This is a genomic window from Streptomyces sp. SP17BM10, assembly GCF_036322405.1.
Classification (GTDB): Bacteria; Actinomycetota; Actinomycetes; order Streptomycetales; family Streptomycetaceae; genus Kitasatospora.
In genome coordinates this window covers 119,625-139,077 of record NZ_JAQYXB010000588.1, presented here as the reverse complement: position 1 = coordinate 139,077, position 19,453 = coordinate 119,625, and the positions used below count along the sequence as shown (strand labels likewise).

Sequence of the window (19,453 nt, the reverse complement as noted above, 5' to 3'; positions counted from 1 at the left end):
GGCCGCGATGCGGACGGCGCACCGTGCGCCGCGACCGGGCTGACACAATGTCCCCATGTCCACCACACCCGCCGCCCCCGGCACCACCGCCCTGGACCCCGCGATCGCGGCCCGCCTCAAGCGCACCGAGGACGGCCTGCTGCCGGCCATCGCGCAGCAGCACGACACCGGCGAGGTGCTGATGCTCGGCTGGATGGACGACGAGGCGCTGCACCGCACGCTCACCACCGGCCGCTGCACCTACTGGAGCCGCAGCCGCCGCGAGTACTGGGTCAAGGGCGACACCTCCGGGCACGTCCAGGCGGTCAAGTCGGTGGCGCTCGACTGCGACGGCGACACCCTGCTGGTCAAGGTCGACCAGACCGGCGCGGCCTGCCACACCGGCGACCGCACCTGCTTCGACGCCGACGTGCTCCCGCTCGCCTGATCCGCCCCTGCCCCGCCGGTCCCGTCCCCGACCCAGAAGGTGCCGCCCGCCATGGACCTCGAAGCCTTCCGCAAGCTCGCCGTCGACACCCGGGTCATCCCGGTCACCCGCAGGCTCCTCGCGGACGGCCTCACCCCGATCGGCCTCTACCGCAGCCTGGCCGGCGAGCGGCCCGGCACCTTCCTGCTGGAGTCCGCCGAGCAGGGCCGCAGCTGGTCGCGCTACTCCTTCGTCGGCGTGCGCGGCGCCGCCACCCTCACCACCGGCCCGGACGGGCAGGCCCGCTGGCTCGGCACCCCGCCGGTCGGCATCCCCACCGGCGGAGACCCGCTGGAGGTGCTGCGCGCCGCCCTGGCGGCCCTGCACACCCCCCGGCACGCCGACGACGGCCTGCCGCCGCTCACCGGCGGCCTGGTCGGCTACCTCGGCTACGACGTCGTCCGCCGCCTGGAGAAGCTGCCCGACCTCAACCCGGACGACCTGGGGCTCCCCGAGCTGACGATGCTGCTCGCCACCGACCTCGCCGTGCTGGACCACGCCGACGGCACGGTGCTGCTGATCGCCAACGCCGTCAACCACAACGACCTCGCCAGCGGCGTCGACGAGGCCCACGCGGACGCGGTGGCGCGGCTCGACGCGATGGAGGCCGACCTCCGGGGGCCCGTCGACCCCGGGCTCGCCACCTTCACCCCGGCCGGCCCCGGCGACGTCCGCTCGCCGTTCGGCGGCGCGCCCTACCGGGCCGCGGTGGACGTGATCAAGGAGCGGATCCGGGCCGGCGAGGCCTTCCAGGTCGTGCCCTCGCAGCGCTTCGAGGCGCCCTGCCCGGCCTCGGCGCTGGACGTCTACCGCGTGCTGCGCACCACCAACCCGAGCCCGTACATGTACCTGTTCCGCTTCCCGGGCCCGGACGGCGGCGCGGAGGGCGGCTTCGACGTGGTCGGCTCCAGCCCGGAGGCGCTGGTCAAGGTCACCGACGGCGAGGCGATGCTGCACCCGATCGCCGGCACCCGCCACCGCGGCGCGAGCCCGCACGAGGACGCGGCGCTGGCCGCCGAGCTGCTCGCCGACCCCAAGGAGCGCGCCGAGCACCTGATGCTGGTCGACCTGGGCCGCAACGACCTCGGCCGGGTCTGCGAGCCGGGCAGCGTCGAGGTGGTCGACTTCATGCACATCGAGCGCTACAGCCACGTCATGCACATCGTCTCGACCGTCACCGGCAAGGTGGCGCCCGGACGCACCGCCTTCGACGTGCTGACCGCGTGCTTCCCGGCGGGCACCCTCTCGGGTGCGCCCAAGCCCCGGGCGATGCGGATCATCGAGGAGCTGGAGCCCACCCGCCGGGGCCTGTACGGCGGCTGCGTCGGCTACCTGGACTTCGCCGGCGACTCCGACACCGCGATCGCGATCCGGACCGCGGTGCTGCGCGACGGCACCGCGTACGTGCAGGCCGGCGCCGGCGTGGTGGCCGACTCGGACCCGCACGGCGAGGACACCGAGTGCCGCAACAAGGCGGCCGCCGTGCTGCGGGCGATCGCCACCGCCAATACGCTGCGGACGCCGGAGCTTTCGTAGCCCCACAGGTACGCAAGGGAGGCAGCCGGGATGTCCGAGGTGCCGCAGGACGAGTTGCGGTGGGTGACCGTGCTCGCCGCCGCCGTCCAGATCGAGGACCAACTGGCGGGCCACGGGCGGGTGCTGTCGCAGGTCGTGATCGACTTCCGGGCCGCGCCCGGCGGCCTCGCCCCCGACCTGGCGGTGATCGCCCCGGGCGCCGGGCGCAACGCCCGGGGGCGCTACGACGGGACGTCCGTCGAGGCCGTCCTGGAGGTGGCCGCCCCGGGCGGCGGCCACGGCGCGGCGGCGCGCGCGTACGCGGAGTCCGGGCTGCCGCTGTACGTGGTGGTCGACCCGGCGGCCGGCGTCTGCACGGTGCACACCGCCCCGGCCCCGGGCGGGGTGTACCGGGAGGCCGAACGGGTGCCGCTCGGCAACGACCTCTTCCTGCCGCTCGGCGAGCGCACGCTCGTGCTCCAGACCGACGGGTTCGCGGGGGCGCGCCCCACCCCGGGTACGGCCTGAGAACGAGGCCGGGGGATAGTGGACGGGTGAGCGCTGACCAGAACCCCGCACCCGACACCGCCCCGGCCGCGCGGCCGAGCCGGCGCACGCTCGGCGTGATGCTGCTGCTGACCGTGCTGAGCGCCGTCCTGGTGCTGACCGCGGTCGGCCGGGACTGGGCGCAGGGCCGGGCCGGCACCCTGGAGGTCTCCGTCACCGGCGGCAAGATCTCCGAACTGCCCGGCGGGCTGGCTCTGGTGGGCCTGGCCGCCGCCATCGCGGTGTTCGCGGTGCGCGGCGCGGGACGGCTCGCGGTCGGCGCGCTGACCCTGCTGGCCGGGATCGGCGTGGCCGCCACGGCGGTGGCCGGCGCCGGGGACACCGCGGCGCTGGACGCCGAGGCCGCCCGCAAGCTCGCGCTGGCGGGCTCGACGGCCACCGAGGTCGGCCACAGCGGCTGGCCGTGGGTGGCGGTGGTGGGCGGTGCGCTGCTCGCCGTCGCCGGACTGCTCACGCTGCGCTTCGGCCGCGGCTGGCCGGCCATGGGCAGCCGCTACGAGGCGCCCACCGGCAAGGCCCCCGCGAAGGGCCCGGCCAAGGGCGCCGCGAAGGGCGCGGACACCTCGGCCGACCTGTGGAAGGCCCTGGACCGCGGCGAGGACCCCACGGCCGTCTAGCAGGCCGCCCGGTCACGCACATGTGACGCGATAGACCCGCCACCCGCTTTGGGCCGCCGACGTGTGGCCCGGCACAATGGGATCCGTCAAACCCGCCGGCGGCCCCGCAGGCCCGGCCGGGCCCCGAGAGCCAAGGAGCACCATCGATGGCAGCAGCAGCACACGGCCACACTCCCGCCGCCTGGACCGGCGTCGTCATCTCCTTCGTCGGCTTCGGCATCGCGGGCGTCGCGATGATCCTGCCGTCGCCGCTGCTGGTCGTGGCCGGTCTCGCGGTCGTCGTGGTCGGCGGCATCGTCGGCAAGGCCATGGCGATGGCCGGCATGGGCAAGCAGCCGAGCGCCCACGTCTACTCGTCCGTCCAGGAGCAGACCGAGGCCCGCGCCACGCGCGCTGCCGTCACCGCCTGACGACGACCCCTTCGCACAGCAGAACGGCGGGCGCCACGCCCGCCGTTTTCGCGTCCCCGGCCCGGGCACCGGGCACAATCGGGGGCGTGAACGCCGCCCCCACCGCCTCCGCCCCGCCGCCCGTGCTGCGGCGGATGGGTCCGCCGCTGGCCGCACTGGCCGCGGCGGCCGTGCCCGCCCTGTACGTCTCCGTGGTGGACCCGAACGCACCCGGGCACTATCCGACCTGCCCCTTCCTGGCCGCGACCGGCTGGTGGTGTCCCGGCTGCGGGGGCCTGCGCTGCGTCCACGCGCTGGCCCACGGGGACTTCACCGCCGCCCTGCACGACAACGCCCTCGCGGTGCTCCTGTTCGCCGTCCTGGGGGTGATGTGGCTGCGCTGGGCCTGGGCCGCGCTGACCGGCGGCCCGGCGCCGCGGATGTCGGTCGGGGCGCGTCGCTGGGCGCTGATCGGGATGCTGCTCCTGGTGTTCACCGTCGTGCGGAACCTGCCGGTCGGGGCGGGGCTGGCGCCGCCGCTGGTCTGAGCCCGGTCCACCCCGGCCACGGTGGAGAAGCGGTGAAGTCGCAGTTGAGGGCCGCCCCAGGGGGCGTCCGGTCCGCGAGACGCGCGCCGGGCTGATGCGGTTCGCGCCCCCGGGTGCCGATACCATCGAAGAGCCGACGGGCCTCTGCCCGGACGGCTCATCGCTAGCGAACTAGCAGAAACGATGGGGGCACTTCGAGTGAGTGTGCTCGACACGATCATCGAAGGGGTCCGCGAGGACCTCGCCGAGCGGCAGGCCCGGGTCTCCCTGGACGAGCTCAAGGAACGCGCCGCCAAGGCCCCCGAGGCCAAGGACGGTGTCGCCGCCCTCAAGGGCGACGGGATCCGGGTGATCTGCGAGGTGAAGCGCTCCAGCCCGTCCAAGGGCGCCCTGGCCGCGATCGCCGACCCGGCCGCCCTGGCGGTCGACTACGCCGCCGGCGGCGCCGCCGCGATCAGCGTGCTGACCGAGCAGCGCCGCTTCGGCGGATCGCTGGCCGATCTCGACGCGGTCCGCGCGGCGGTGGACACCCCGCTGCTGCGCAAGGACTTCATCGTCACCGCCTACCAGTTGTGGGAGGCCCGCGCGCACGGCGCCGACCTCGCGCTGCTGATCGTCGCCGCCCTCGACCAGCCGGCCCTGGTGTCGCTGATCGAGCGCGCCGAGTCGATCGGCCTCACGCCGCTGGTGGAGGTGCACGACGAGGAGGAGATCAAGCGCGCGGTGGACGCCGGAGCGCGGATCATCGGCGTCAACGCCCGCAACCTCAAGACGCTGGAGGTCGACCGCGACACCTTCGGCAACGTCGTCCACGCGATCCCGGACGGCGTCGTCAAGGTCGCCGAGTCCGGCGTGCGCGGCCCGCTGGACGTCATCTCCTACGCCAACCTCGGCGCCGACGCGGTGCTGGTCGGCGAGTCCCTGGTGACCGGGAAGGACCCGCGCGCCGCGGTCGCCGACCTGGTCGCCGCCGGGGCCCACCCGGCCGTGCGGCACAAGGACTGAGCGCAGCGGATGAAGATCGCCACCCGCCTCGCCCCCGGCTGCCGCCCGCGCGGCTGCCGCGCGCCCGCGCGCCGGGTGCTGGGGCGGCGGGTGCGCTACGTCATCGGCTGCGAGCCCGGGCAGGTGCCCGGTCGGCGATGGCGCGGGACGCTCGGCTGATCACCGGCCACGAGACGTCACTGTCGTCATCTCCCCAAGGGAACCCACCATGTCCGACAAGGACCACCTGCCCGGCGCCGACGTGCCGGACGCCCGCGGCTACTTCGGCGCGTACGGGGGCCGCTTCATCCCGGAGGCGCTGGTCGCCGCGGTCGAGCAGGTCGCCGAGGAGTACGAGAAGGCCAAGGCCGACCCGGCCTTCACCGCCGAGCTCGACGCCCTGCTCAAGGACTACACGGGCCGTCCGAGCCCGCTGACCGACGTGCACCGCTTCTCCGCCGAGGCGGGCGGCGCACGCGTCCTGCTCAAGCGCGAGGACCTGAACCACACCGGCTCGCACAAGATCAACAACGTGCTGGGCCAGGCGCTGCTCACCCGGCGGATGGGCAAGACCCGGATCATCGCCGAGACCGGCGCCGGCCAGCACGGCGTGGCCACCGCCACCGCCTGCGCGCTGTTCGGCTTCGACTGCACCATCTACATGGGCGAGGTCGACACCGAGCGCCAGGCGCTGAACGTCGCCCGGATGCGGATGCTCGGCGCCGAGGTGGTGGCCGTGAAGTCCGGCAGCCGCACCCTCAAGGACGCCATCAACGAGGCGTTCCGCGACTGGGTCGCCAACGTCGACTCCACGCACTACCTGTTCGGCACCGTCGCCGGGCCGCACCCGTTCCCGATGATGGTCCGCGACTTCCACCGCGTCATCGGCATCGAGGCCCGTCAGCAGGTGCTCGACCGGACCGGCAGGCTGCCGGACGCCGTCGTCGCGTGCGTCGGCGGCGGCTCCAACGCGATGGGCATCTTCCACGAGTTCATCCCGGACGCCGGGGTGCGCCTGATCGGCTGCGAGGCGGCCGGCGAGGGCGCCGAGACCCCCAAGCACGCGGCCACCCTCACCAAGGGCGACCCCGGCGTGCTGCACGGCTCGCGCACCTACGTCCTCCAGGACGAGGACGGCCAGACCATCGAGTCCCACTCGATCTCGGCAGGCCTCGACTACCCGGGCGTCGGCCCGGAGCACGCGTGGCTCAAGGACACCGGACGGGCCGAGTACCGCCCGGTCACCGACGATGCCGCGATGCAGGCGCTGCGCCTGCTCTCCCGCACCGAGGGCATCATCCCGGCCATCGAGAGCGCCCACGCGCTGGCCGGCGCGCTGGAGCTCGGCCGCGAACTCGGGCCCGAGGCCACCATCCTGGTCTCGCTCTCCGGGCGCGGGGACAAGGACATGCACACCGCGGCCCAGTACTTCGGCCTGTACGACGAGCCGGCCGGCGACGCGGCCGACGGGGGTAAGTGACATGGCGAGCAAGCTCAGCGGCATCCTGGCGGCGGCCAAGGCCGAGGACCGGGCCGCGCTGATCGGCTACCTGCCGGCCGGCTTCCCGACCGTCGACGGCGGCATCAAGGCGATCGGCGCGCTGATCGAGGGCGGCTGCGACGTCGTCGAGGTCGGCCTGCCGCACTCCGACCCGGTGCTGGACGGCGCCGTCATCCAGACCGCCGACGACATCGCGCTGCGCGGCGGCGTGCGGATCAAGGACGTCCTGCGGACCGTCCGGGAGGTCGCCACCGCGCACCCGCGGGCGGCGGTGCTGGTGATGACGTACTGGAACCCGGTCGACCGCTACGGCGTCGCCCGCTTCGCCGCCGACCTGGCGGCGGCCGGCGGGGCCGGCTGCATCCTGCCGGACCTGCCGGTCGAGGAGTCGCACGAGTGGCGCAAGGCGGCGGACGAGCACGGCCTGGACACCGTGTTCGTGGTCGCCCCCAGCAGCAAGGACCAGCGGCTGGCCGAGGTCACCGCGGCCGGCAGCGGCTTCGTGTACGCCGCCGCCGTGATGGGCGTGACGGGCACCCGCAGTGCGGTCGGCTCGCTCGCCGAGGACCTGGTCGCCCGCACCCGGGCCACCACGGACCTGCCGGTCTGCGTCGGGCTCGGCGTCTCCACGCCGGCGCAGGCGGCCGAGGTCGCGGCCTTCGCGGACGGCGTGATCGTCGGGTCCGCGTTCGTGAAGCGGATCCTGGAGGCGGACGGGGACGAGCCGGCCGCGCTCGACGCCGTCCGCGCCCTGGCCGGCGAGCTGGCGCAGGGCGTGCGCCGGCGCTGACGAGCTGACGCGATGGAGACGGCTGACGGCCCGTCGCTCCTGGGGAGCGGCGGGCCGTCGGCTTTGCGGGGAAGGGGGCGGGGCAGAGTCCTTTCGGGGGAGGGTGACGCGTCATCGGGTATTCGCCGGGAACCCGAACGGGTGAACAGTGGCGGGCACACGCATCAGCCGCGGTTGACCGGCGTTGAGTGGAGGGACGAGTGCACGAACGACGTGCACGGGGGCGAGCGAAGGGGTGAGCCGGTGAGGGGTCTCCACCGAGCCGTCCTGCTGCGGGCGGCGGCCGCCGCCCTGGCCCTCGGCGCCGCCGTCGGGGCCCACGCCGAAGTCGGGCACGCGCTGGCCAGGGCCGCCGTCGAGCGCGCGGAGCGGGATGCGTCCGTGTGCGCCGAGGCGGCCCGCTGGGAGGCCGCCGCACGGGACTCCCACCGGCACCACGAGGGTCGGCCGGACCTCGTCGACCCGGGGCGTCCGCTGGTCTGCCGGTAGCGCGCCGGGGCCCGCCGGAGGCGTACGACAGTTCGGCCGGAATCGGACGGAACCTCATCAGCCGTCACTCGTACGGCTTAATTCCTGAATGCGGAGGAACCGGGCCTCCTCCCTTACGGTTCGTCAGCAAGTGAACGAGTTTCCCGAGGGGGGTCCCCTGATGGCCGGCCCGGCAGCGAAGCCCGGCGAATCCGTGTCCGCGGACTCCGCGCCGCCCGGACGCCGACCCGTGCCGGTGTGGACGCAGTGGGCCGGCACCGCCGTCCGGCTCGGGCTCGCCGTGGTGTGGGGCTGGGCCGGACTGGCCAAGATCGCCGACCCGGCGGAGGCCGCCCAGGCCGTCCGCGCCTACGAGATCCTGCCGGAGGGGCTGGTCAAGCCGATCGGCTACGGGCTGCCCTTCCTGGAGCTGGCGCTCGCCCTGCTGCTGCTGCTCGGCCTCGGCGTCCGGCTGGTCGCCGCCGTCTCCGCGCTGCTGCTGCTCGCCTTCGTCGCCGGGATCGGCTCGGCCTGGGCGCGCGGCATCTCCATCGACTGCGGGTGCTTCGGCGGCGGTGGGCACGTGGACGCCTCGCAGACCGAGTACCTGCAGGAGATCCTGCGCGACACCGGGTTCCTGCTGCTGGCCGGGTGGCTGCTGTGGCGGCCCCGCACCACGTTCTCGGCGGACAGCTGGCTCAGCAGCTGACCGCCCGGCGCCCATCCCACCCACAACCCCCCCGACCGAGGTCCTCCCCGATGGATGTCAAGGCAATGAGCGAGAAGAACCGAGAAGGCAAGCGCACCGCCCGCGAGCGGATGCTGGCGCAGCGGGCGGCCGACGAGGCTTCCGGGCGGCGCAGGAAGAAGCTCGTCGTCGGCGGCTCGGTGCTCGCGGTGATCGCCGCCGCGGCCGTCGTCGGCGTCGTGGTGCAGAACCAGCGCTCCAAGCCCGAGACCCCGGCCGCCGCCCCGGCCGGGACGGTCGGCGACAAGAACCTCGTCATCCCGGTCGGCTCCGCCAACGCCCCGTCCGTCCTCACCGTGTACGAGGACCCGCGCTGCCCCGCCTGCGGCATGTTCGAGCGCGAGTTCTCCTCGACCATCGACCAGCTGGAGGACCAGGGCAAGATCTACACCAACGCCCACATCGTCTCGTTCATCGACCGCGCGCTTCCCGGCAAGGGCTCCAAGAACGGCGCCAACGCGCTGGCCTGCGCCCAGCACGCCGGGCACTTCCGGGACTTCCACGACGTCCTCTACCGCAACCAGCCGGACGAGACCAACGACGCCTTCGGCGACAAGGCCGTCCTGCTCAACCTCGCCAAGCAGGTCAACGGCCTGGACACGCCCGCCTTCGAGGCCTGCGTCAAGGACAACGGCTTCGGCGGGTGGGTGTCCGCGGTGCAGCAGGACTTCGACAAGTCCAGCTACAAGTCGACCCCGACCGTACTGCTCAACGGCCAGCCGATCTACCCGAAGAACGGCAACGAGGAGATCACCCCGGCGAACCTGGCGAAGTGGGTGGACGCCGCCAACCAGGGCAAGCAACTCGGCACCCCGGGCTCCAACGGCCAGACGCCGGCCCCCACCAGCGCCGCATCGGAGGCCAACAACCCCTCGCCGAACGCCGGCTGAGCCTCCCGCGCCGCCCGCCGCCGCCGTCCCCTCCCCGTCCGGAGGGGGCGGCGGCGGCCGTCCCGCGCGCCCCCGCCCCCCGTTGTTCGGTTTCTGTGACCCCGGGGGTGTCCGACGGGGGCCGCCGACCCTGTAGCGTCGGAGCTGTCATGGATATCGCCTTCATTCCCAGCCCGTCGCGGGGCGTCCTCCACCTCGGACCGATCCCGCTGCGCGCCTACGCCTTCTGCATCATCCTCGGTGTCGTCGTCGCCGTCTGGCTCGGCAGCAAGCGCTGGGTCGCCCGGGGCGGTGCCAAGCACACCGTCGGTGACATCGCCGTGTGGGCCGTGCCGTTCGGCCTCGTCGGCGGCCGGCTGTACCACGTGATCACCGATCACCAGCTGTACTTCGGCGACGGCAGGAACCCCTGGAACGCCTTCAAGATCTGGGAGGGCGGCCTCGGCATCTGGGGCGCGGTCGCGCTGGGCGCGGTCGGCGCCTGGATCGGCTGCCGCCGCCGCGGCGTGCCGCTGCCGGCCTACGCCGACGCCATCGCGCCGGGCATCGCGCTCGCGCAGGCGCTGGGGCGCTGGGGCAACTACTTCAACCAGGAGCTGTTCGGCCGCCCGACGACGCTGCCGTGGGGCCTGGAGATCTCCCCGGCCCACCGCCCGGCCACCACGCCCGACGCCGCCACCTACCACCCGACCTTCCTGTACGAGTCGCTGTGGTGCGTCGGGGTCGCGCTGCTGGTGATCTGGGCGGACCGGCGCTTCAAGCTCGGGCACGGGCGGGCGTTCGCGGTCTACGTGGCCGCGTACACCGTGGGCCGGTTCTGGATCGAGTACCTGCGGGTCGACGAGGCCCACCACTACTTCGGGCTGCGGCTGAACGACTGGACGTCGATCATCGTGTTCGTCGGCGCCGTGGCGTACTTCGTGATCGTCGGCAAGAAGCGGCCCGGCCGCGAGGATCCGGCGAGCGTCGACCCGGCCGCGCACGAGGAGGACGCCGGGGGCGCGGGCGAGGACGCCGGCAAGGCCGGGGCGAGTGAGAAGAAGGCCGCCCCGTCCGAGAAGGTCGCCGGAGCCGGCGAGACCGCCGAGCTGTCTCGACAGGCGGACGAGAAGGCGGGCGCCGAGAAGGCGGCGCTGGGCGTCGAGAAGAGCGCCGCGACCGCCGAGAAGGCCGGCAAGGACGTCGAGAACCCGATCTGACCTGGAGAGTTCCCCGCACTGAGGCCACCCTTCGCAGCGCCTGCGAAGGGTGGCCTCACTCGTGTTCGGACAGCCTTACTTTGCTGGAAATGCCCAGGTCAACCCAGCTACGTTCGAGCGAGACGAACGTAGGAGGGGCAAGAACCGTGAGCGCGATCATCCTTGAGCCCGAGGCCGGGCAGCACCCCCGCATACCCGCGGCGGACCACCACCGGGACGTCAACGGCGGCTGGCTGCGGCCCGCGGTGTTCGGCGCGGTCGACGGCCTCGTCTCCAACTTCGCGCTGATGACCGGCGTGGTCGGCGGCGCGGCGTCCAACGGCACGGTGATCCTCACCGGCCTCGCCGGGCTGGCGGCGGGCGCCTGCTCGATGGCGGCGGGGGAGTACACCTCGGTGGCCTCGCAGCGCGAGCTCGTCCAGGCCGAGATCGAGGCCGAGCGGCTGGAGCTGAGCCGCAACCCGCACGGGGAGCTGGCCGAGCTCGCCCAGCTGTACGTGTCGCGCGGGGTGGACCCGGACCTCGCCCACGAGGTGGCCCGGCAGCTGTCCGCCAACCCGGAGCAGGCGTTGGAGATCCACGCCCGCGAGGAGCTCGGCATCGACCCCAACGACCTGCCCTCGCCGCTGGTCGCCGCGGTGTCCTCCTTCCTCTGCTTCGCGCTCGGCGCGCTGCTCCCGCTCCTGCCGTACCTGCTGGGCGCGACGACGCTCCTGCCCGCCATGCTGCTCGCGGCGGCCGGGCTGTTCGCCTGCGGCGCCGTGGTGGCCCGCGTGACGGCGCGCACCTGGTGGTTCAGCGGGCTGCGGCAGCTGGTGCTGGGCGGCGCGGCCGCGGGGGTGACGTACCTGCTGGGCTCGCTCATCGGTGGGCACGTGGGCTGACCCGGGGCCGGCCCGGGGCCGACCGGGAGGCTGGCGCAGGGCTGTGGGATGACACAGACCTTTGCATGACTATGCCGGTGAATGCGTGACGTTCCGCACATGGCCGTCGCGCATGGCCTGGCCTAGTCTCACCATCCGAGCCCTGGAACCGCAGATTCGCATCCGCGGCGCGGCCCCGGGAAAGGATTCGCAGGCGACCTTGATCGCCTCGTGTGGCGGTCCGGTTTCGTCGCTGTTTCGGGCGGGCGACCGCCGGGCACAATCGTCGGGACGCGCACTGTGGCGCGTCCCTTCACCCACCCCGTGACCTGCGGATCCGTCCACCATGCGGACGAGACATTCCGCTTCCCGGGATCTTGGGCATCATGTAACTTGCACGAAATCGCTTCATCGCATCAGGGCCAACGTCGTCCCTACTTGCACCAACTTGCCGAAAGACGACGACGGGAGAGCCGATGCTGTCTGCATCCATGCACTCCGCAAACGAGCTCCAGGCCGGCGCCGCCCGCCCGCCGTACGCGCTCGTTCCGGATGCGCGACCTGCTGCTCAGGGCCTGTACGACCCGCGAAACGAGCACGACGCCTGTGGCGTCGGTTTCGTCGCCACGCTGACCGGCATCGCCGACCACACCATCGTCGAGCAGGCGCTGACCGTCCTGCGCAACCTGGAGCACCGCGGCGCCACCGGCGCCGAGCCGGACTCCGGTGACGGCGCGGGCATCCTCACCCAGATCCCGGACGCCTTCCTGCGCGCCAAGGTCTCCTTCGAGCTCCCGGCCGCCGGCTCCTACGCCGTCGGCATCGCCTTCCTGCCGGACGAGGACGCGGCCGCCGCCGCCGCCGTCGCGCAGATCGAGGCCATCGCCGCCGAGGAGGACCTCACCGTCCTCGGCTGGCGCGACGTGCCCGTCACCCCCGACCTCCTCGGCGCCACCGCCCGCAGCGTGATGCCGCGCTTCCGCCAGGTCTTCCTGAGCCGCGAGGGCCTCGCCGGGGTCGAGCTCGACCGGATCGCCTTCGTCGTCCGCAAGCGCGCCGAGCGCGAGGCCGGCGTCTACTTCCCGTCGCTGTCCGCCCGCACCATCGTCTACAAGGGCATGCTGACCACCGGCCAGCTCGAGCCCTTCTTCCCCGACCTGTCGGACCGCACCTACGCGTCCGCCATCGGCCTGGTGCACTCGCGCTTCTCCACCAACACCTTCCCGAGCTGGCCGCTCGCCCACCCGTACCGCTTCGTCGCGCACAACGGCGAGATCAACACGGTCAAGGGCAACCGCAACTGGATGAGCGCCCGCGAGTCCCAGCTCGCCACCGACCTCATCCCCGCCAACAAGAACGGGCAGGGTCTGTCCCGGATCTTCCCGATCTGCACCCCGGACCACTCCGACTCGGCCTCCTTCGACGAGGTCCTGGAGCTGCTCCACCTCGGCGGCCGGTCGCTGCCGCACTCGGTGCTGATGATGATCCCGGAGGCGTGGGAGAACCACGCCACCATGGACCCGGCCCGCCGCGCGTTCTACCAGTACCACTCCAACCTCATGGAGCCCTGGGACGGCCCGGCCTGCGTCACCTTCACCGACGGCACCCGGATCGGCGCCGTGCTCGACCGCAACGGCCTGCGCCCGGCCCGCTACTGGGTCACCGAGGACGGCCTGGTCGTGCTCTCCTCCGAGGTCGGCGTCCTCGACCTCGACCAGCAGAAGGTCGTCCAGAAGGGCCGCCTGCAGCCCGGCAAGATGTTCCTGGTCTGCCTCGAGGAGAACCGGATCGTCCCGGACGAGGAGATCAAGGCCGGCCTGGCCGCCGAGCACCCCTACGAGGAGTGGGTCACCGCCGGGCAGATCCAGCTCGCCAAGCTCCCCGAGCGCGAGCACATCGCCCACACCCACGCCTCCGTCACCCGCCGCCAGCAGACCTTCGGCTACACCGAGGAGGAGCTGCGGGTCATCCTCGCGCCGATGGCCAAGACCGGCGGCGAGGCACTCGGCTCGATGGGCACCGACTCGCCGATCGCCGCGCTCAGCGAGAAGCCGCGCCTGCTGTTCGACTACTTCGTGCAGCTCTTCGCGCAGGTCACCAACCCGCCGCTGGACGCCATCCGCGAGGAGCTCGTCACCTCGCTGCTCAGCAACCTCGGCCCCGAGGGCAACCTGCTGGCCGCCGAGGCCGCCGCCTGCCGCTCGGTCGGCATCACCTTCCCGGTGATCGACAACGACGAGCTGGCCAAGCTCGTCCACATCAACGCCGACGGGGACCAGCCCGGGCTCAAGGCCGTCACGCTGTCCGGCCTCTACAAGGTCGCCAGCGGCGGCGCCGGCCTGGCCGCGCGCCTGGCCGAGATCGCCGCCGAGGCCGACGCCGCGATCGCCGACGGCGCCCGGATCGTCGTGCTCTCCGACCGCCACTCGGACGCCGAGCACGCCCCGATCCCCTCGCTGCTGCTCACCTCCGCGATCCACCACCACCTCATCCGCACCAAGCAGCGCACCCAGGTGTCCCTGCTGGTCGAGGCCGGTGACGTCCGCGAGGTGCACCACGTCGCGCTGCTGGTCGGCTACGGCGCGGGCGCGGTCAACCCGTACCTGGCCATGGAGTCCGTCGAGGACCTCGTCGCCCAGGGCGTCTTCATCCAGGGCGTCGAGCCCGAGAAGGCCATCCGCAACCTGATCAAGGCGCTCGGCAAGGGCGTGCTCAAGGTCATGTCCAAGATGGGCATCTCGACCGTCGCCTCCTACCGCGGCGCCCAGGTCTTCGAGGCCATCGGCCTCTCGCAGGAACTGGTCGACGGCTACTTCGCCGGCACCACCACCAAGCTCGGTGGCATCGGCCTGGAGGAGATCGCCAAGGAGACCGCGGCCCGCCACGCCAAGGCCTACCCGGCCTCCGGCATCCCCGCCGCGCACCGCGCGCTGGACATCGGCGGCGAGTACCAGTGGCGCCGCGAGGGCGAGCCGCACCTGTTCGACCCGGACACCGTCTTCCGGCTCCAGCACTCCACCCGCAACCGCCGGTACGACATCTTCAAGCAGTACACGGACCGGGTGAACGAGCAGTCCGAGCGCCTGATGACGCTGCGCGGCCTGTTCCGCCTGGACGCCCTGGGCCGCGAGGCCATCCCGGTCGAGGAGGTCGAGCCGGTCTCCGAGATCGTCAAGCGCTTCTCCACCGGCGCGATGTCCTACGGCTCGATCTCCCGCGAGGCGCACGAGACGCTCGCCATCGCGATGAACCGCCTGGGCGGCAAGTCCAACACCGGTGAGGGCGGCGAGGACCCGGACCGCCTGTACGACCCGGAGCGCCGCTCGGCGATCAAGCAGGTCGCCTCCGGCCGCTTCGGCGTCACCTCCGAGTACCTGGTCAACGCCGACGACATCCAGATCAAGATGGCCCAGGGCGCCAAGCCCGGTGAGGGCGGCCAGCTGCCCGGCCACAAGGTGTACCCGTGGGTCGCCAGCACCCGGCACTCCACCCCGGGCGTCGGCCTCATCTCGCCGCCGCCGCACCACGACATCTACTCCATCGAGGACCTGGCCCAGCTGATCCACGACCTCAAGAACGCCAACCCGGCCGCCCGCATCCACGTGAAGCTGGTGTCCGAGGTCGGCGTCGGGACGGTCGCGGCGGGCGTGTCCAAGGCGCACGCGGACGTCGTCCTGGTGTCGGGCCACGACGGCGGCACCGGCGCCTCGCCGCTCACCTCGCTCAAGCACGCCGGCGGCCCCTGGGAGCTCGGCCTCGCCGAGACCCAGCAGACCCTGCTGCTCAACGGGCTGCGCGACCGCATCGTCGTCCAGACCGACGGCCAGCTGAAGACCGGCCGCGACGTCGTCATCGCGGCGCTGCTCGGCGCCGAGGAGTTCGGCTTCGCGACCGCTCCGCTCGTCGTCTCCGGCTGCATCATGATGCGCGTCTGCCACCTGGACACCTGCCCGGTCGGCGTCGCCACGCAGAACCCGGTGCTGCGCGACCGGTTCTCCGGCAAGCCCGAATTCGTCGTCAACTTCTTCGAGTTCATCGCCGAGGAGGTCCGGGAGATCCTGGCCTCGCTGGGCTTCCGCTCGATCGAGGAGGCCGTCGGCCACGCCGAGCACATCAACGCCCAGGCCGCCGTCGACCACTGGAAGGCCGCCGGGCTCGACCTGGCCCCGCTCTTCCACGTCCCCGAGCTGCCCGAGGGCGCCGCGCGCCACTGCACCACCACGCAGGACCACGCGCTCGACAAGGCCCTCGACAACCAGCTGATCACCCTCGCCGAGGACGCCCTGGAGCGCGGCGAGACCGTCCGCATCCAGCTGCCGATCCGCAACGTCAACCGCACGGTCGGCACCATGCTCGGCCACGAGGTGACCCGGCGCTACCGCGGCGAGGGACTGCCCGAGGGCACCATCGACGTCACCTTCACCGGCTCCGCCGGGCAGTCGTTCGGCGCCTTCGTGCCGAAGGGGATCACCCTGCGCCTGGAGGGCGACGCCAACGACTACGTCGGCAAGGGCCTGTCCGGCGGCGTCATCGTCGTCCGCCCGGCCCGCGAGGCCGCGGCCATCGGCAACGACGCGCAGAACCACGTCATCGCCGGAAACACCATCGGCTACGGCGCCACCTCGGGCCGGATCCACCTGCGCGGCAAGGCCGGCGAGCGCTTCGCCGTCCGCAACTCCGGCGCCACCCTCGTCGTCGAGGGCGTGGGCGACCACGGCCTGGAGTACATGACCGGCGGACGGGTCGTCGTCCTCGGCGAGACCGGGCGCAACCTCGCGGCCGGCATGTCCGGCGGCATCGCCTACGTCCTCGACCTGCGCCCCGCGAACGTCAACGACGGCATGGTGGGCATCGAGGCCCCCACCGCCGACGACCGCGAGTGGCTGCGCGAGACCGTGCAGCAGCACTACGAGGAGACCGGCTCCACCGTCGCCGCCGAGCTCCTGGCGGACTGGGGCAGCGGGGTCTCCCGCTTCTCCAAGATCATGCCGACCGACTACAAGGCAGTGCTCGCCGCCAAGGACGCCGCTGAGCGCGATGGCCTCTCCGAGACCGAGACCACTCGCAAGATGATGGAGGCGGCACGTGGCTGACCCCAAGGGCTTCCTGACCACGCCCAAGCAGCTGGCCGAGCGCCGTCCCGTGGACGTCCGTCTGCGGGACTGGAACGAGGTCTACGTCGAGCGCAGCCTCCTGCCGATCATCACCAAGCAGGCCGGCCGGTGCATGGACTGCGGCATCCCGTTCTGCCACAACGGCTGCCCGCTCGGGAACCTCATCCCCGAGTGGAACGACCTCGCCTACCGGGACGACTGGTCCGGCGCCATCGAGCGCCTCCACGCGACCAACAACTTCCCGGAGTTCACGGGCCGGCTGTGCCCGGCCCCGTGCGAGTCGGCGTGCGTCCTCGGCATCAACCAGGACGCGGTGACCATCAAGAACGTCGAGGTCACCATCATCGACAAGGCCTGGGACCGCGGCGGGGTCACCCCGCAGGTCCCCGAGCGCCTGTCCGGCAAGACCGTCGCCGTCGTCGGCTCCGGCCCGGCCGGCCTCGCCGCCGCCCAGCAGCTCACCCGGGCCGGGCACACCGTGGTGGTGTACGAGCGCGCCGACCGCATCGGCGGCCTGCTGCGCTACGGCATCCCCGAGTTCAAGATGGAGAAGCGCCACATCAACCGCCGCATCGAGCAGATGCGCGCGGAGGGCACCCGCTTCCGCACCGGCGTCCACGTCGGCGAGGACATCACCGGGCAGCAGCTGCGCGAGCGCTTCGACGCCGTCGTCGTCGCCGCCGGCGCCACCACGGCCCGCGACCTGCCGGTGCCCGGCCGCGAGCTCAAGGGCGTCTACCAGGCCATGGAGTACCTGCCGCTGGCCAACAAGGTGCAGGAGGGCGACTTCGTCGAGTCGCCGGTCAGCGCCAAGGGCAAGCACGTCGTCGTCATCGGCGGCGGCGACACCGGCGCCGACTGCGTCGGCACCGCGCACCGGCAGGGGGCGGCCTCCGTCACCCAGCTGGAGATCATGCCGCGGCCCGGCGAGGACCGGCCCGGGCACCAGCCCTGGCCGACCATGCCGATGACGTACAAGGTCACCTCCGCGCACGAGGAGGGCGGCGAGCGGATCTACTCCGTCAGCACCACCCACTTCAGCGGCGACGAGGACGGCAACGTCCAGGAGCTGCACCTCGTCGAGGTGGAGTTCAAGGACGGGAAGTTCGAGCAGGTCCCCGGCACCGAGCGGGCCATCCCGGCGCAGCTGGTCACCCTGGCCATGGGCTTCACCGGGACGGACGTGAAGAACGGGCTGGTCGAGCAGCTGGGGGTGGACCTCGACGCGCGCGGTAACATTGGCCGCGACGGCCGGTTCGCCACCAATGTCGATGGCGTGTACGTCTGCGGAGACGCCGGCCGTGGCCAGTCCCTGATCGTCTGGGCCATCGCGGAGGGCCGTTCGGCCGCCGCGGCGGTGGACAGGTTCCTCGGTGGCAAGACGCCGCTTCCGGCCCCGATCCGGCCCACCGACCGCCCGCTCGTGGTCTGACGGTCCGACCGGCCCCCCGAACCCCCGGCACCGCATTGCCGGGAGCTCAACCCGCTGCCCCCGCCAGCGTCGTCGGGCCAATGCGGTCTCCTGGCGCTCGCCCCCTTCCCCGACCAGTTGGGGGGCGAGCGCCGACGTTTTCCTGCGGTGGGGATCAGGGACGGCGAGGTAGGGGCAGGGCGCTCGGGTGTGCGCGGGGCGCTTCGGGGCCCGGTGGGGTCGTGGGGGCGTGGGGTCGTACGCAGGGGAGAGCGCCGACGTGTTTTCCGGTTCGAAGTCCCGTTTGGCGTAGGGCGGTTGGCCTTTTTCGGTCACCGGGTGGGGCGGGTTCCGCTTCGTCACGGCCGCAGCAGCAGGTCCGCCGCCTCGGTGCGTTCGTACAGGACCGTGCGGCCGGTGCGGTGGCGGGCGAGGAGGCGGGCGTCGTGCAGGGCGCCCAGATGGTGGGAGACGTTCGGGGCGGACAGGCCGGTCCGGGCGGCGAGTTCGGTGGTCGAGGCGGGGGAGTCCAACTCGGCCAGCAGCCGGGCGCGGGTGCGGCCGAGCACGCGGGCCAGGCCCTCGGGGACGGGGGTGGCCGGCGCCTCCCACAGCGTCGCGACCCCGCGCGGCGGGTAGACGAGCGCCGGCTGCCACGGCGGGTTCTGCTGCGAGAACACGCCCGGCCAGGCGAAGACCGTCGGCACCAGGACCAGGCCGCGCTCGCCGTCCAGCCGCCGGTGGACGTCGATCCGCTGCCCGATCCGCAGGGTGTCGCCCTCCCAGGACACCCGCGGGTGCAGGTCCGTGAACAGCGCCGCCGGGCCGCCCGCCGACATCTGCCGGGCGCGACGCAGGACCTCGCCGTCCACGAGCCGCTGCATCCGCGGCCAGTGCGGGGCGATCGCCGCCTCCCAGTACGCCCGCACCTCGGCCGTCAGCCGCACCAGACCGGCCTCCGGATCCCGCGCCAACCCGGCCACCAGCGGATGGAGTTCGCCGTCCAGGCGGCCGATGTCGCGGCGCACGACGGCCGGGTCGGTGGCCGCCAGCACGGCCGTCTGCCCCTCGAACGTCCCGTCCGAGTCCGGCGGCACCGGGGTCAGGAAGTCCGGCACGTACACCGTCGGCAGCCGCACCAGCGCCGACAGCAGCTCCCAGCCGACCCCCTCCAGCCGTCGCCGGGCCCGCCGCACCCACGGCAGGTGCGCGGCCTGCCGGCCCGGGTCCTTCAGCACCTCGACGCTCGTCACGACCTCGGTCAGCGGTGAGCGGGCGAAGCGCGTGCGGGCCAGGTCCTGCGCCGAGAACTCCCAGGTCAGCACGGGCACCTCCGATGAGGATTCGATCCTGGTGGAATCAGTGGGCGCCGACGATCATGCC

18 protein-coding genes are annotated in these 19,453 nt (G+C 73.1%); 17 read left to right on the top strand and 1 reads right to left on the bottom strand.

Going from position 1 to position 19,453, the window contains the following annotated elements:
• Positions 1–55: 55 nt before the first annotated feature.
• The 17 genes from hisI (at position 56) to PUR71_RS19375 (ending at position 18,091) form a co-directional block, all read left to right on the top strand.
• Positions 56–427, top strand: a complete 372-nt coding sequence (gene hisI / locus PUR71_RS19455; protein ID WP_329928306.1) for a phosphoribosyl-AMP cyclohydrolase — start codon at positions 56–58, stop codon at positions 425–427.
• Positions 428–478: 51 nt separating this feature from the next.
• Positions 479–2,002 carry an anthranilate synthase component I gene (locus PUR71_RS19450; RefSeq protein ID WP_329928305.1) on the top strand — a complete coding sequence of 508 codons (1,524 nt, stop codon included), beginning with the start codon at positions 479–481 and terminating at the stop codon, positions 2,000–2,002.
• A 30-nt stretch (positions 2,003–2,032) separates the two neighbouring features.
• Positions 2,033–2,509 (top strand): Uma2 family endonuclease, encoded by a 477-nt coding sequence (locus PUR71_RS19445; RefSeq protein WP_329928304.1) that lies wholly within the window; start codon positions 2,033–2,035, stop codon positions 2,507–2,509.
• A 26-nt stretch (positions 2,510–2,535) separates the two neighbouring features.
• The gene (locus PUR71_RS19440; RefSeq protein ID WP_329928303.1) at positions 2,536–3,165 is read left to right on the top strand and encodes a TIGR02234 family membrane protein; all 630 of its coding nucleotides are present in this window, start codon (positions 2,536–2,538) and stop codon (positions 3,163–3,165) included.
• A gap of 146 nt (positions 3,166–3,311) precedes the next feature.
• On the top strand, positions 3,312–3,575 hold the full coding sequence (locus tag PUR71_RS19435; RefSeq protein WP_329928302.1) for an HGxxPAAW family protein: 264 nt from the start codon (positions 3,312–3,314) through the stop codon (positions 3,573–3,575).
• A gap of 86 nt (positions 3,576–3,661) precedes the next feature.
• Positions 3,662–4,102 carry a DUF2752 domain-containing protein gene (locus tag PUR71_RS19430; RefSeq protein WP_329928301.1) on the top strand — a complete coding sequence of 147 codons (441 nt, stop codon included), beginning with the start codon at positions 3,662–3,664 and terminating at the stop codon, positions 4,100–4,102.
• A gap of 198 nt (positions 4,103–4,300) precedes the next feature.
• Positions 4,301–5,107: an indole-3-glycerol phosphate synthase TrpC gene (trpC, locus tag PUR71_RS19425; RefSeq protein ID WP_329928300.1), complete on the top strand. Its 807-nt coding sequence runs from the start codon at positions 4,301–4,303 to the stop codon at positions 5,105–5,107.
• A gap of 9 nt (positions 5,108–5,116) precedes the next feature.
• The gene (trpM, locus tag PUR71_RS19420; RefSeq protein ID WP_329928299.1) at positions 5,117–5,266 is read left to right on the top strand and encodes a tryptophan biosynthesis modulator TrpM; all 150 of its coding nucleotides are present in this window, start codon (positions 5,117–5,119) and stop codon (positions 5,264–5,266) included.
• 49 nt (positions 5,267–5,315) lie between these two features.
• Positions 5,316–6,566: a tryptophan synthase subunit beta gene (gene trpB, locus PUR71_RS19415; RefSeq protein WP_329928298.1), complete on the top strand. Its 1,251-nt coding sequence runs from the start codon at positions 5,316–5,318 to the stop codon at positions 6,564–6,566.
• A gap of 1 nt (position 6,567) precedes the next feature.
• Positions 6,568–7,377 (top strand): tryptophan synthase subunit alpha, encoded by an 810-nt coding sequence (gene trpA, locus PUR71_RS19410; protein WP_329928297.1) that lies wholly within the window; start codon positions 6,568–6,570, stop codon positions 7,375–7,377.
• A gap of 243 nt (positions 7,378–7,620) precedes the next feature.
• Complete coding sequence (locus PUR71_RS19405; protein ID WP_329928296.1) at positions 7,621–7,866, top strand: hypothetical protein; 246 nt, start codon at positions 7,621–7,623, stop codon at positions 7,864–7,866.
• A gap of 160 nt (positions 7,867–8,026) precedes the next feature.
• Positions 8,027–8,554 (top strand): MauE/DoxX family redox-associated membrane protein, encoded by a 528-nt coding sequence (locus PUR71_RS19400; RefSeq protein ID WP_329928295.1) that lies wholly within the window; start codon positions 8,027–8,029, stop codon positions 8,552–8,554.
• A gap of 65 nt (positions 8,555–8,619) precedes the next feature.
• Positions 8,620–9,483 (top strand): DsbA family protein, encoded by an 864-nt coding sequence (locus PUR71_RS19395; RefSeq protein ID WP_329928294.1) that lies wholly within the window; start codon positions 8,620–8,622, stop codon positions 9,481–9,483.
• Positions 9,484–9,632: 149 nt separating this feature from the next.
• The gene (gene lgt, locus PUR71_RS19390; protein WP_329928293.1) at positions 9,633–10,682 is read left to right on the top strand and encodes a prolipoprotein diacylglyceryl transferase; all 1,050 of its coding nucleotides are present in this window, start codon (positions 9,633–9,635) and stop codon (positions 10,680–10,682) included.
• Between the two features lie 146 nt (positions 10,683–10,828).
• Positions 10,829–11,566, top strand: a complete 738-nt coding sequence (locus PUR71_RS19385) for a VIT1/CCC1 transporter family protein (protein WP_443077485.1) — start codon at positions 10,829–10,831, stop codon at positions 11,564–11,566.
• A gap of 470 nt (positions 11,567–12,036) precedes the next feature.
• Positions 12,037–16,638, top strand: coding sequence for a glutamate synthase large subunit (gltB, locus tag PUR71_RS19380; RefSeq protein ID WP_329928292.1), 4,602 nt, complete (start codon positions 12,037–12,039; stop codon positions 16,636–16,638).
• Positions 16,631–18,091, top strand: coding sequence for a glutamate synthase subunit beta (locus PUR71_RS19375; RefSeq protein WP_329928291.1), 1,461 nt, complete (start codon positions 16,631–16,633; stop codon positions 18,089–18,091). Before gltB ends, PUR71_RS19375 begins: the two co-directional genes overlap by 8 nt.
• Positions 18,092–18,429: 338 nt before the next feature.
• On the opposite strand, the gene PUR71_RS19370 is transcribed toward PUR71_RS19375, so the two are convergent.
• Positions 18,430–19,401: a DUF5937 family protein gene (locus PUR71_RS19370; protein WP_329928290.1), complete on the bottom strand. Its 972-nt coding sequence runs from the start codon at positions 19,399–19,401 to the stop codon at positions 18,430–18,432.
• Positions 19,402–19,453: the final 52 nt, after the last annotated feature.